Consider the following 13,632-nt stretch of genomic DNA (forward strand, 5'->3'; position numbering starts at 1 on the left):
TGATAAAAGTGACTATAAATATTTTTAATGAGATAGATAGATTAATACATTATGGTCTTAATAAAGAGTTAATAAAAGAAGAGGATATTGTTTATTGCAGGAATTTAATATTGAATCTTTTGAATTTAAGTGAGTATGAAGAGGTGGGTATTATAGAAGAAAATTTAGATTCTCCATTACCAATTTTAAATAATATTCTCACTTGGGCTTATGAAAATGGAGTATTAGAATCTAATACACCTGTGTATAGAGACTTATTGGATACAAAAATAATGAATTGTTTAATGCCGAGACCATCAGAGATTGTTGATAAATTCTATAAACTATATGATGAAAACCCTCAAAATGCAACGGACTATTTCTATAAACTAAGCAGAAATTCTAATTATATACGTACAGATAGGGTAGCAAAAAATATGGTATGGAAGGTTAATACAGAATATGGGGATTTAGACATAACAATAAATCTATCTAAGCCTGAAAAAGACCCTAAAGCAATAGCTGCAGCTAAAAATATGCCTGCTAGTTCATATCCTAAGTGCCTACTTTGTAAAGAAAATGAAGGATATGCAGGAAGAGTTAATCATCCAGCTAGACAAAACCATAGAATCATACCATTAACACTAAAAAATGAAAAGTGGTATTTGCAATATTCTCCATACGTATATTTTAATGAACATTCAATTGTACTTAAGGATACCCATGAACCTATGAAAATTTCTAAGGATACCTTTGATAGACTTCTAGAATTTGTTGAAAAGTTTCCACATTATTTTATCGGCTCTAATGCAGATTTACCTATAGTAGGAGGCTCTATACTATCCCATGACCATTTTCAAGGGGGAAACTATGAATTTGCAATGGCGACTGCTCCATTAGAACATACTACTACAATTGATAAATTTGAAGATATAGAAGTAGGGATAGTTAAGTGGCCTATGTCTGTTATTAGATTAAGAGGCAATGATAGACATAAGTTATCAGAGCTTGCTGATTTTATCTTAGGTAGATGGAAAAAATACGAAGATTTAGAATTAGATATATTATCCCATACAGATAATATACCTCATAACACAGTGACTCCTATTGCTAGAAGAAGGGATGAGCTATTTGAACTAGATTTAGTACTTAGAAACAATAGAACCAGTAAAGAACACCCATATGGAATTTTCCATCCCCATGAAGAGTTACATCATATCAAGAAAGAAAATATAGGGTTAATTGAAGTTATGGGATTAGCTGTATTACCAGCGAGATTAAAGACTGAGCTTGAACAACTATCCTATTATCTACTAAACCCAACTAAAGAAAAGAAATTAATAGAAAATGAAAATTTAATGAAACATATAGATTGGTATCACGAAATAAAAGATAAATATGATGACATAACAGAAGGAAATGTAGATGAAATTTTAAGAAAAGAGGTAGGATTAAAATTCCTACAAGTATTAGAACATGCGGGAGTATTTAAAAGGGATGATAAAGGGAAAAAAGGATTTATAAAGTTTATAGATAGTCTTAAAGAGGTGCATTAAAATGATTTATTTAGATACTTTTAAAGGATTAAAAAGTATAGTTATTGAGAATGAAAATATCAAGTCGGTTTTCTTACCTCAATATGGTAGCAAAATGGCATCATTATTAAGTAAAAAAACTAATAAAGAATTCTTATTTCAAGCTAAAAATGAAAGATTAACTAAACCACCCTATGGTGCAGATTTTAGTAAATATGATTCAAGTGGTTTTGATGAAGTTTTTCCCAGCATTGATAAGTGTTTATATCCTGATAATGGATTACAAGTTCCAGACCACGGTGAAGTATGGGCATTAAGCTGGGACTATGAAATTGATACAACTAATGAAATGTTATTCTTTGAAGTTAAAAGTCCAAGATTTCCATATATATTAAGAAAAAAGGTAAAGCTTATAGACAACACAATTAAGTTAGAATATGAAGCTATTAATACTAAAGATGAGGAGTTTAAGTTTATATGGACTCCTCATATATTACTTAACTGCTCTGTAAATACAAGGATAATTGTCCATGAAAACCTTGATAAAATTATTAGTGTTGAGCATTCCACAGAGCATTTAGGAGAATGGGGAAGTATACATAATTATCCTTCGACTAAATCACAGAAAACTGGAAAAAATATTGATTTATCAAGGGTAGAGCCTGTTACAGCTAATAACTGTGAAAAATTTTATTTTCTAGGAAAATTAAAAAAAGGATATTGTGGAATTATACATGAGGATACAAAGGATGCTATTTTTTACGAATATCCATCTGATAAAATTCCTTACTTAGGAATATGGAAGACTCAAGGGGGATATAGAGGCGATTACAATATAGCCCTTGAACCTTGCACTGGGGTTTATGACAATCTCTATGTAGCAGATTCTATTAGAAAAGTTAGTAAAATACCTGCAAAAGGAAAATACGACTGGTGGTTTAATATTATAATAAAATAGTGATTGAAAGAAGGTGAAATTATGCATTTAGGAGTTGCTTATTATCCAGAACATTGGAATAATAAAATGATAGATGAGGATATTAAACGTATAAAGGAAATGGGAGTAAATACCGTTCGTATAGGTGAATTTGCATGGCATCTTATGGAGCCAGAAGAAGGAAAGTTTGATTTTAGTTATTTTGATATGGTAATAGAAAAATTAAAAAAAGCAGGTATTGAAATAATTTTTGGAACACCTACAGCTACATTTCCAGCTTGGTTAGCTAATAAATATCCTTCTATATTATCAAAGGATGAAAATATGCAAGTACGTGTATTTGGAGGACGGAGACAGTACTGTTATAATTCAGATACATATAGATTTTATGCAAAAAGGATAGTTACAAAACTAGTTGATCACTATAGCAACGAAGAAGCCATTATATGTTGGCAAATAGATAATGAACTGGGACATGAAGGTAGTGATATGTGCTACTGTGAAAACTGTCAGAATAAATTCAAAGATTTTTTGAAGGAAAAATATGGTATAATAAATAAACTAAATAAAGAGTATGGAACAATATTTTGGGGACAGACATACAATAGCTTTGAAGAAGTTCCTGTGCCATTAAAAACTATTACTGTACATAATCCTACACTATTACTAGATTGGGCTAGATTTAGGTCATATTCTTTAAATGATTTTGCTAATGAACAAATATTGTTAGTAAATGAACTTAAAGGAGAACATCAAAGTATTACTACTAATATACCAGGAGGCTTCTTTAATAAATGGTTTAATCATGAAAAAACAGTAAAAAATCTGGATTTCGTGTCCTATGATAATTATCCTGTTTGGGGAGGTCAAAGAGAACCTTTACATAGAGCTGAAATTGCCATGGGTCATGATTTCATAAGAGGTCTTAAGGATAAAAACTACTGGATTGTAGAAGAATTGATGGGAGCCCAGGGACATACTGTAATAGGATATCTACCTAGACCTAATCAAGCGAAAATGTGGGCCTATCAAGCATTAGCCCATGGATGTACAGATATGCTTTTCTTTAGATGGAGAGGTATGACAAAGGGCGCTGAGCAATTCTGCTATGGAATTATAGACCATGATAATAAAAGTGGGAGAAAGTACAATGAAGTTAAATCCTTTATTAAAGAAGTAAGCAGTTATGAGGATGTGTTTAAATCAGTAATAAACTCAGAGATTGCTGTAGTATATGATTATGATAATATATGGTCATGGAGATTTCAGCCTCAAAGTTTCGAGTTTGATTTTACCAAGGAACTTATGAGATTATATACACCTTTTTATAACTTGAACACTAATATAGATGTTATTCCGATAGATAGAGATTTTAGCAAATATAAAGTTTTATTGATACCAGTATTACAAATAATTGATAAACAGCTTAGTATTCGTTTAAAAAGCTTTGTAGAAAATGGAGGAACTGTAGTATTTTCTTTTAGAACAGGAATAAAGGATAAAAATAATAATATAAATTTTGGTGAAACAGTTCCATGTAATATTAAAGATATAGCAGGAATTGAAATCGAAGAAGTAGAATCATTACAGAAAGGGCAAGAAGTAGATATAATAGGAATAAATAAGTTTAAAGGAAAAAGTGGAAAGTGTGAAGGGTGGAGAGATATAATAACACCTACAACTTCTAAAGTACTATATAAGTACAATGATAAGTTTTATAGTGATAAAGCATGCGTGACTATTAATAACTATGGAAAAGGTAAAGTTTTCTATATTGGTGGCGGGGTAAATATAGAAATAATACAGGATATAGCAAAGGATATAGTAACAGAACAAGATATCGATTATATTAAAAGTGATAAAGGCTTAGAAGTATACTTAAGAAAGTATAATAATGAAGAGTACTTGATTATAACTAATCATACTGATACAAAAAAGAAATTTAATGATATAGTACTTAGTCCTTATGGAAGTAAAATTATCAAAAGGGAATAGAACGAGATTTAGGAGGAATATAAATGGCAACTATAAAAGATATAGCAGAAAAAGCAGGGGTATCACCTGCTACTGTATCTCGTGTTTTGAATTATGATAAATCATTATCGGTTTCAGATGAAACAAGAAAAAAGGTATTTGAGATTGCGGAAGAATTAGACTATAAAACTGTAAGAGAAAGAAAAAAAGAAAGGGAAGTAGGAAAAAGAATTAAAGTTGGTTTGATTAATTGGTATTCAGAAAAAGAAGAACTAGGAGACCCGTATTATTTATCTATTAGATTAGGTGCCGAAAAGGAATGTTATAACAAAAACGTAGACATAGTAAAAATATTTAAACAAGATGATAGATATGGAATAAATCAGTTTGACGATTTAGATGGTATAATAGCTATAGGAAAGTTTAGCGAAGATGATATAGATACATTCCTATCATATTCTAAAAATATTGTATTTGTTGACTCATCACCAAATGAGAAGAAATTCGACTCGGTTGTAATTGACTTTAAGAAGGCAGTATTAGAAGTACTTAAATACTTAATAAAGTTAGGACATAATCAAATAGGATACATTGGTGGTAGGGAATATGTAGGCAATAATAAAAGGTTAGTAGAAGATGAGCGGGAAGAGACATATATTAGTTTCATGAAAGAAAAGGGATTATTTAATCCTAATAATATATATATAGGTAGATTTACTGCTGAAGATGGATACAAGTTAATGAAAGAAGCATTACAAAAAGAAGAAGTACCTACTGCATTCTTTATAGCTAATGACACAATGGCAACTGGTGCTATCAGAGCATTATATGAAGCGAATTTAAAGGTACCTGATGATATTAGTATAATCGGATTTAATGATAATGCAACATCTAAATTTTTAGTTCCACCACTTTCAACTGTTAAAGTTTATACAGAATTTATGGGAGCTACTGCAGTCAACTTATTACTTGAGAGGATAAATGATAATAGAGAAATATCAAAAAAAGTGATTATCCCAAGTGAATTGATTATTAGGGAGAGTTGTTAATAGTAGTAAAGGTGGGAGATCTTATGAATGAAAATATTATAAGAGCCTGTGATATGATAAAAGAAGCAACTAATACCTGGGTTTTATCTGGAGCAGGTATTTCAACAGAAAGTGGAATTCCTGATTTTAGAAGTCCTAAAGTAGGTTTATGGAATAAAATAGACCCAATGGAAGCATTATCAACTGAGGTTCTTTATAATAATCCTAAAAAATTTTACGACATAGGATACAAATTATTATTGGGAATGGAAGATGTTGAACCTAATAAAGGGCATTTGGCGCTAGCAGAGATGGAGAAATTAGGTTTTATTAAAGGTATAATAACACAGAATATTGATGGACTTCATCAAAAGGGTGGGTCTAAGAATGTACTAGAGATACATGGACATATAAGAACTGGCAGGTGTATTAATTGTGGTAAGGTTGTTAAATTAAGTGTTTTAACTGAAAAAGTAAATAAAAATCAAATTCCACCTAAATGTGATAAATGTAATGGCATGTTAAGACCAGATGTGGTGATGTTTGGGGATAACTTACCTGAAGACTTTAATATAGCATGGGAAAATAGTAAAACAGCTGATTTAATGATAGTTGTTGGCTCTAGTTTGACAGTAGCACCTGCAAACTATTTACCACAGATGGCATCAAAGGTTATAATTATTAATATTGGAGAAACACCAATGGATAAACATGCGGATTTGGTTATAAGGGATAAAATAGGAAATGTGCTAACAAAAATACTAGATAAACTGAAAAAAGGAGAGTAACAATGGAGGCATATAAAGAATTTGCTTACATATACGATGAATTAATGAACGATGTAGAGTATAAGACATGGTTTGAATATATAAAAGAAATAATAAAAACAAAGAATATAAAAGGGAAAAAAGTGTTAGAAATGGCCTGCGGAACAGGAAATTTTACAGAATATTTATGTAATGAGGGGTATGACGTAACTTGCTTTGATATTTCTCAGGAGATGCTAACAATTGCTTATCAGAAGTTGAGGAAATATAGAAATGTTACTATATTAAATCAGGATATGACAGAATTTAAATTAAAAGATAAATTTGATGTAATAGTTAGCATATGCGATAGTATTAATTACATAACAGATTTAAAAAATTTACACAAAGTATTCAGTAATGTATATGAACACTTAAACGAAGGTGGAATTTTTATATTTGATATTAATTCATATTATAAATTAAAAAATATTATTGGAAATAATGTTTTTGTAGATGAAAATGAGAAAGTTTTTTATGTGTGGGAAAATTATTATGACAATAATTTAGACGTTTGTGAATTTTATCTAAATTTTTTTGTTAAAGAATGTGATAGATATAAAAGATTTGAAGAAAAACACTTACAAAAAGCTTATAGGAGTGAAGAAATTATTAATGCATTAAAGTTAGCAAAGTTTAATACCATAGACGTGTATGATGCATTTACATTTAAAGCTCCAACTAATAATAGTGAAAGAATAAATTTTATTGCTAAAAAGTAAAAAGTTACTAACTAGAATTGGTTTTTAACGAATTATTTGACATGGAAATAAAGGTATGATAGAATATAATAAGTAGATGATACATAGTACCATCATGAAGAAGCGAAGTACCATCAAAGATGATACATAGCTAGGGCATTGATGATACAAAAGTACCATCTGCAAATTAAATATTTAAGTAATGGAGGAATGTTTTAAGATGGTAAGAGGTACAGTAAAATGGTTCAATCCAACAAAAGGTTATGGGTTCATATCAACAGAAGATGGTGATGATGTATTCGTACATTATTCAGCTATCCAAGAGGACGGATTTAAGACTTTAGAAGAAGGACAAAACGTACAATTCGAAATCGTTAGCGGAGAAAAAGGTCCTCAAGCTACTAATGTTACAAAACTATAAACCGAAAATATTACTAAATTATTATAGAGAAGTAGTTTTATAACAGTAGCATTCAAGCCCCCGATATCAGGGGGCTTAAAATATTTTTTGTTAAAATAACTATATTTGATGTAAAATAAAAGAGAATAAAGACTAGAGATTAGGTTTTATATAAATTATAATGTTGTAAATATAATATAGTTCTATATAAACTAAGAAAATGAGGAGGTAGCTTATGAAGGATTATGTTATCAGAGCAATAGATAAAGAAAAAAGTATAAGGATATTTATTGCTACAACAACTAATGTGGTAGAAGATGCAAGGAAAATACATAATACTTCACCAACTGTAACTGCAGCTTTAGGAAGAACATTAACAGCTTCGGCAATTATGGGATTTATGATGAAAGGAGAAAAAGACAAATTAACCTTAAAAATAAGAGGAAATGGACCTATAGGAAATATAATTGCAGTTTCTAATAATAAAGGAGAAATTAAGGGATATGTACAAAATCCAAGTGCTGATTTACCTACTAGAAGTGATGGCAAGTTAGATGTTGGTGGAGTAGTTGGAAGAAGTGGAAAACTGACAGTCATAAGAGATTTAGGGTTAAAGGAGCCTTATATAGGACAATCAAATTTAATTACTGGAGAAATAGGAGATGATTTAGCTCAGTATTTTGTTACATCTGAGCAGCAACCATCAGCAGTTGCTTTAGGAGTACTAGTTGATAAGGACTTAAGCACAAAAGCAGCTGGAGGATTTATTTTACAAGTATTACCTAATATTCAAGAAGAAAATTTAGTTAAATTAGAACAAAAAATTAATAAATTGGAATCTATTTCAAAATATATAGATAAAGGATATACCCCTGAAGAATTGTTAGAAAGGTTATTTGGTGAATTTCAAATGGAAATTAAAGACAAAAAAGAAATTAAATATACATGTGACTGTTCTAGAGAAAGATTAGAAGGAGTACTAATTAGTGTAGGAGAAGAAGAATTGAAAAAAATGATAGCAGAAGATGGTGAAGCAGAGGTAGTATGTCATTTTTGTAATACTAAATATCATTTTAACAAAGAAGAATTAGAAAAATTACTAGAAAAAGCTAAATAATATTAGGGGCTATTTTGCCCCAATATTTTATGATAGATATTTAAAGTAGTTCTTAAAGTATTAAAAAAGAATTGTATAGGAACTAACATACAACAGAATTCACCAAAATTTAAATCAAAAAATATAAAAAAATTATTGACAAAAGGACTATTTTGTTGTATACTAGTTCTTGCCGCTGGTTGAGAAAGTGTTTTGAACCAGTGAAGTTGAAGGATTTTAAATGAGCCCAGATAGCTCAGTCGGTAGAGCAGGGGACTGAAAATCCCCGTGTCGGCAGTTCGATTCTGTCTCTGGGCACCATACTTGCGGAAGTGGCTCAGTGGTAGAGCATCGCCTTGCCAAGGCGAGGGTCGCGGGTTCGAATCCCGTCTTCCGCTCCATTTTATTTAAAATGTAAATAATTATGTGGCGGCATAGCCAAGTGGTAAGGCCGAGGACTGCAAATCCTTTATCCCCAGTTCGAATCTGGGTGCCGCCTCCAAAGTATCAAGTATACCTCCCTTGTGGGAGGTTTTATTTATTTTTTGAAAAAATTATATAAAATAAACTTAAGTAAAAAATATAAATTGGAGGTCAAAAATATTATGAATGTACGTAATCCTTTTATACCTATAAAAAAAGCAGATGCTGTAATTATAGATGGAAGAGTAGAGCAAGAAATTACAAAAAAGTTAAATAAAATGGATATACAAACAATAAGAACCGTAAAATGCGAAGAAGTTGACGAAGCTATAGCTTATCATCCAGATATTGCAATCCATCCAATAGATGCTAATACATTAGTAATTGCACCTAATGTTTTTGAATATTATAAGTATATATTTAAAAATAGACCTATAAAGTTAATTAAAGGTGATAAATACTTGAAAGGGAACTATCCAAATGATATAGCATATAATGTAGCAAGAGTTTCAAGATATGCAATACATAACACAAAATATACAAGCCCAAAATTAAAATACTATTTAGAAAAGCAAGGAATAAGGCTCATACATGTAAATCAAGGGTATACAAAATGTTCTACAGCTATTGTTGGAAGTAATTCAATTATAACTTCTGACCCTTCAATTTATAAAGCTTGTAAAAAATATAATATAGATTTACTTTATATAAAATCGGGATATATAAAATTGCCAGGTTACGATTATGGCTTTATCGGTGGAGCAACTGGAGTTATTTCAGAAAAGGAATTTTTATTTACAGGTAGATATGACAATCATCCTAATAAAAAAGATATAGATAAATTTTTAGCTAAAAATAATAAAAAAGCTGTAATTTTAAGCGATAAAGAGATTATAGATATAGGGTCAATAATTCCTTTGAAATACAATTAATGTTACTTAGTATTGCGAATATAGGTTTTTGAAAAGCAAATACTACTAGTACACAGAAAGGAGTGTCATTAATGGAATTACTGTCTATTGGAGTTAAGGAGGGATCTGAAAAGGTAAAGAGTTTGCTTTCTAAGGAAATTGAAAACTTTAGTAAAGAAGGTTTTTATATAAATTCAGAGTTAAATGATGTTGGAGATATACATTTTTTAAACTATAAAACTGATAATTTGAATTTAAATAAATGTAAGAATATTAGGAAAATCTTTGTTCATTGTGTTGCTAATATTCTCGCAGATGTTATATTGGATATATATCAACAAAAATATTTAAATAGATATATAGCAGAAAATTATTATTATTTTAGTAAATCTGAAAAAGATAAAGTCAAAGAAAAGGCAATTGAATTTTTAAATAAAGGAGAATCCTTTTCTACTGGAGGAATGATATTTAAAGTTAGTAGAAAATCTAAAATAATAAAATCAATAGTTGAGTATCTTGAAACTACTGATGAAATTATAATAGAAGGTTTTATTAATTTTAGACTAAGATTTTTTATAGACTCTATTGAAGAAGCCGTAGAAAAAGCTGTAGAAGAGTTTTTGATAGAAAAAGAGTATAATGAATTTATTAAGGTGTTACAGTATTTTGTAGAAATACAAGAACCTAAAATAGAACTTGTAAATATACTTATAAAAGGTGATAAAGATTATTTATTATTTGATAAAAATTATAGATTAATAAATAATGATTTTTTTGAAGAAATTGCGGATGAAATAGCAGAGAGTGATATAAACCACGATGATTTACTTGTTAGCTCTTTAATAACTATAGCTCCTAATAAAGTTGTTATACATTTTGAATATAATAATTCTTATTCGAGTAATGAATATGAAGAATTAATTAAGATTATTAAAAACATATTTGAAGATAAAGTATCAATATGCAGAGGATGTAAATTATGTAATAAGAATAACGTTAATACTCCTCAAAATGAATAGATGTGTAACTTCCAGAGGTACTTGCTTTTGGGAGTTTTTTGTTTTTTGAAACATATCAATTATATAAAAACATTATAAATTGTCAAAAAATGTGGTATAATTATTTAGTTAGAAAATAATATGAGGTGATAGATATGGCTATATTAAGAGTAATGATATTAGCTGTAATTGGAGCAATGATAGGATGGTTAACTAATATTATAGCTATTAAGTTAATTTTCAGACCATTGAATCCAATAAAAATTCCACTTTTAAACATTAAGTTTCAAGGACTTATACCAAAAAGAAAAGAAGAAATTGCTAAGAAGATAGGTAAGGTTGTAGAAGAAGAGCTAATATCTATTAATGAAATAATTGACAAAGTTATAGAAAAAGAGAACTTATCTAGTGTACTTTTAATTATTAAGACAAAGATAAACAAGGTAATAGAAGAAAAGCTACCATCTATTATTCCTACAACTTTTAGAAATATGATTTATAGTTATGTTGATGATTTGATTGATGGAGAAGGAGAAAGACTATTAAAGGATTTAGCTGAAAATATGGTTCATAAAGCTACTACACAAGTCAAAATTTCTGAAATAATAGAAGAAAAGGTTAATTCTTTTGAATTAGAAAAAATAGAAGAGATAATTATATCTGTAGCTAAAAAAGAACTTAAGCATATTGAAGTATTAGGAGGTATACTTGGTTTTATTATTGGTGTTATGCAGGGAATAATTGTACTTTTTTATTAGCATATGTCAATTTCCTTTGGAAATTGGCATATGTTTTTTATTGAGATAAAATATCTTTAGATGTATAATATAATCAAAGAAGTAAAAAGATGATTTAGTTGGGGGTTTATTACACATTAATCATTATTTACAAAATCAAATTTCAGAATCTTCAAACATAAAATGCATAAATATATACTAAGGCACACAACTAAAAAATCATTTTGGGGAAAGGGGGGACAAGGGAGAATATTTAGGTTACATTAATGAAATAAAGGGGGTAATATAATGAATGCTTTATTACTTGCAATTTTGACTTATGTAGGTTTTATAGTTGCATATAGGACTTATGGTAAATTTATTGGTAAAAAATTATTTGAACTTAGCAATAAGAATGTAACCCCAGCACACGAGCTAGAAGATGGTGTAGATTATGTACCTACTAAAAAGAATATTTTATTTGGTCATCATTTTACATCAATAGCTGGGACAGGACCAATAGTTGGACCTGCTATTGGAGTTATTTGGGGATGGGTTCCAGCTGTTATTTGGGTTGTTGTAGGTTCCATATTTATGGGGGCTGTTCATGACTTTGGAGCTCTCGTTATATCTGAAAGAAATAAAGGTAAATCTTTAGGAGATGTAACTAAAGATATTGTAAGTCCAACTTCTAGAAATCTATTCTTACTAGTAATTTTCTTCTTATTACTTATTGTAATAGCAGTATTTGCAATGATTATAGGTAAATTATTTATGATGTATCCTGCATCTATATTCCCGGTATGGATGGAAATACCAATAGCATTGGCTCTTGGATACTTAGTATATAAAAAGAATAAAAACATAACTTGGCTATCAATAATAGCAATTGTGCTAATGTATATTACAATCTGGATTGGAGCTACATACTTTGGAAATTGGTCAATGCCAGAAATATTTGGAATGCAACCTATAATTGTATGGGTATTTATTTTAATGATATATGCATATATTGCATCGGTACTACCAGTACAGAAGCTTTTACAACCTAGAGATTATATTAACTCTCATGAGTTAATAGTAGCAATGGCTTTATTAATACTAGGTTTAATTGTAGTACATCCAACTATAGTTGCTCCAGCTATTAGGACAAATGTAGCAGGCTCGCCACCTTTACTACCATTTATATTTATAACAATAGCTTGTGGTGCAATTTCTGGCTTTCATAGTCTTGTATCATCAGGTACTTCATCAAAGCAGCTTGGTAAAGAAGAAGATGCTATGATGATAGGATATGGCGGAATGCTTATGGAAGGAGCTTTAGCAATATTAGTTATACTAGCTTGTACGGCTGGACTTGGAGATGCCAATGCATGGACAGCAAGATATGCTGACTGGGCAACAGCTAGTGGTTTAGGAGCTAAATTAGGTGCATTTGTTGATGGTGGAGCTAATTTTGTATCAGGATTAGGGCTAAAAGCAGAATTTGCAAAAACAATTTTAGCTGTGTTTATAGTTAGTTTTGCAGCTACGACTCTTGATACAGCTACAAGGATACAAAGATATGTAGTTGGTGAGATAGCTGAAGGTCTAAATATTAAACCATTAGCTACAAAGCATGGTGCTACCTTATTTGCAGTAATTACAGCTTTATTATTAGCAATGGCAAAGCCAGGTGGAGCAGGTGCTATGATATTATGGCCTTTATTTGGAGCATCAAATCAGTTGTTATCAGGTTTAGCTCTTATGATTATAACTGTTTACTTAGCTAAGAAGAATAAACCTATTATATATACATTAATACCTATGATATTTATGATGATAATGACAGGCTGGGGCATGATATATAACATAATAAACTTTGCTAATAAATCAGATTGGTTATTATTTGTAATAGGTATAATTATATTAGTTCTTGAAATATGGATGATAATAGAAGCTGTAAAAGTTATAAGAGAATCAAGAGCTAAAAAACATACTATAGATGCTTAAAGATTGATTTATAAAGAGATGGTAAAATGCCATCTCTTTTATAATATTATCCTTGACAAATGCACAAAATATATCTATAATGATATCAAAGTTTATATGGTAAATGCTATGATGGGACGAGTAAACTAGGCCCAGT

At 29.7% G+C, this 13,632-nt stretch carries 12 protein-coding genes, 3 tRNA genes and 1 other annotated feature (1 of these 16 only partly in view); all 15 genes read left to right on the forward strand.

Annotated elements, in window-relative coordinates; translation table 11 throughout:
- Positions 1-8: 8 nt before the first annotated feature.
- The 15 genes from galT to L21TH_RS05105 all read left to right on the forward strand — a co-directional run bounded on the left by galT (position 9) and on the right by L21TH_RS05105 (position 13,496).
- Positions 9-1,535 (forward strand): UDP-glucose--hexose-1-phosphate uridylyltransferase, encoded by a 1,527-nt coding sequence (gene galT, locus L21TH_RS05030; protein ID WP_006310978.1) that lies wholly within the window; start codon positions 9-11, stop codon positions 1,533-1,535.
- Between the two features lies 1 nt (position 1,536).
- Complete coding sequence (locus L21TH_RS05035) at positions 1,537-2,472, forward strand: aldose epimerase family protein (RefSeq protein ID WP_006310980.1); 936 nt, start codon at positions 1,537-1,539, stop codon at positions 2,470-2,472.
- A 21-nt stretch (positions 2,473-2,493) separates the two neighbouring features.
- Positions 2,494-4,446 (forward strand): beta-galactosidase, encoded by a 1,953-nt coding sequence (locus L21TH_RS05040; RefSeq protein WP_006310981.1) that lies wholly within the window; start codon positions 2,494-2,496, stop codon positions 4,444-4,446.
- A 23-nt stretch (positions 4,447-4,469) separates the two neighbouring features.
- A complete protein-coding gene (locus tag L21TH_RS05045) occupies positions 4,470-5,474 on the forward strand; it encodes a LacI family DNA-binding transcriptional regulator (protein ID WP_006310982.1) in 1,005 nt (334 codons plus the stop codon).
- Positions 5,475-5,497: 23 nt separating this feature from the next.
- Positions 5,498-6,241 (forward strand): SIR2 family NAD-dependent protein deacylase, encoded by a 744-nt coding sequence (locus L21TH_RS05050; protein ID WP_006310983.1) that lies wholly within the window; start codon positions 5,498-5,500, stop codon positions 6,239-6,241.
- A gap of 2 nt (positions 6,242-6,243) precedes the next feature.
- The gene (locus L21TH_RS05055; RefSeq protein WP_006310984.1) at positions 6,244-6,981 is read left to right on the forward strand and encodes a class I SAM-dependent DNA methyltransferase; all 738 of its coding nucleotides are present in this window, start codon (positions 6,244-6,246) and stop codon (positions 6,979-6,981) included.
- Positions 6,982-7,180: 199 nt separating this feature from the next.
- A complete protein-coding gene (locus L21TH_RS05060) occupies positions 7,181-7,381 on the forward strand; it encodes a cold-shock protein (protein ID WP_006310985.1) in 201 nt (66 codons plus the stop codon).
- 214 nt (positions 7,382-7,595) lie between these two features.
- Complete coding sequence (gene hslO, locus L21TH_RS05065; protein WP_006310986.1) at positions 7,596-8,477, forward strand: Hsp33 family molecular chaperone HslO; 882 nt, start codon at positions 7,596-7,598, stop codon at positions 8,475-8,477.
- Positions 8,478-8,701: 224 nt separating this feature from the next.
- A tRNA-Phe gene (locus tag L21TH_RS05075) sits at positions 8,702-8,777 on the forward strand.
- 5 nt (positions 8,778-8,782) lie between these two features.
- A tRNA-Gly gene (locus L21TH_RS05080) sits at positions 8,783-8,857 on the forward strand.
- A gap of 27 nt (positions 8,858-8,884) precedes the next feature.
- Positions 8,885-8,958 (forward strand) — tRNA-Cys (locus L21TH_RS05085).
- 103 nt (positions 8,959-9,061) lie between these two features.
- Positions 9,062-9,811, forward strand: a complete 750-nt coding sequence (locus L21TH_RS05090; RefSeq protein ID WP_006310987.1) for a DUF6873 family GME fold protein — start codon at positions 9,062-9,064, stop codon at positions 9,809-9,811.
- A 71-nt stretch (positions 9,812-9,882) separates the two neighbouring features.
- A complete protein-coding gene (gene ytxC / locus L21TH_RS05095; protein WP_006310988.1) occupies positions 9,883-10,809 on the forward strand; it encodes a putative sporulation protein YtxC in 927 nt (308 codons plus the stop codon).
- A gap of 134 nt (positions 10,810-10,943) precedes the next feature.
- Complete coding sequence (locus tag L21TH_RS05100; RefSeq protein WP_006310989.1) at positions 10,944-11,546, forward strand: DUF445 domain-containing protein; 603 nt, start codon at positions 10,944-10,946, stop codon at positions 11,544-11,546.
- A 267-nt stretch (positions 11,547-11,813) separates the two neighbouring features.
- The gene (locus L21TH_RS05105) at positions 11,814-13,496 is read left to right on the forward strand and encodes a carbon starvation CstA family protein (RefSeq protein WP_006310990.1); all 1,683 of its coding nucleotides are present in this window, start codon (positions 11,814-11,816) and stop codon (positions 13,494-13,496) included.
- A gap of 99 nt (positions 13,497-13,595) precedes the next feature.
- Positions 13,596-13,632: a binding site (T-box leader), on the forward strand; it runs 174 nt beyond the window's last position.

This window comes from Caldisalinibacter kiritimatiensis (assembly GCF_000387765.1).
Lineage (GTDB): Bacteria > Bacillota > Clostridia > Tissierellales > Caldisalinibacteraceae > Caldisalinibacter > Caldisalinibacter kiritimatiensis.

Coding starts and splice junctions, on each gene's coding strand:
- L21TH_RS05035 (WP_006310980.1), top strand. CDS start 1,537: ATGATTTATTTAGATACTTTTAAAGGATTAAAAAGTATAGTTATTGAG.
- L21TH_RS05040 (WP_006310981.1), top strand. CDS start 2,494: ATGCATTTAGGAGTTGCTTATTATCCAGAACATTGGAATAATAAAATG.
- L21TH_RS05045 (WP_006310982.1), top strand. CDS start 4,470: ATGGCAACTATAAAAGATATAGCAGAAAAAGCAGGGGTATCACCTGCT.
- L21TH_RS05050 (WP_006310983.1), top strand. CDS start 5,498: ATGAATGAAAATATTATAAGAGCCTGTGATATGATAAAAGAAGCAACT.
- L21TH_RS05055 (WP_006310984.1), top strand. CDS start 6,244: ATGGAGGCATATAAAGAATTTGCTTACATATACGATGAATTAATGAAC.
- L21TH_RS05060 (WP_006310985.1), top strand. CDS start 7,181: ATGGTAAGAGGTACAGTAAAATGGTTCAATCCAACAAAAGGTTATGGG.
- hslO (WP_006310986.1), top strand. CDS start 7,596: ATGAAGGATTATGTTATCAGAGCAATAGATAAAGAAAAAAGTATAAGG.
- L21TH_RS05090 (WP_006310987.1), top strand. CDS start 9,062: ATGAATGTACGTAATCCTTTTATACCTATAAAAAAAGCAGATGCTGTA.
- ytxC (WP_006310988.1), top strand. CDS start 9,883: ATGGAATTACTGTCTATTGGAGTTAAGGAGGGATCTGAAAAGGTAAAG.
- L21TH_RS05100 (WP_006310989.1), top strand. CDS start 10,944: ATGGCTATATTAAGAGTAATGATATTAGCTGTAATTGGAGCAATGATA.
- L21TH_RS05105 (WP_006310990.1), top strand. CDS start 11,814: ATGAATGCTTTATTACTTGCAATTTTGACTTATGTAGGTTTTATAGTT.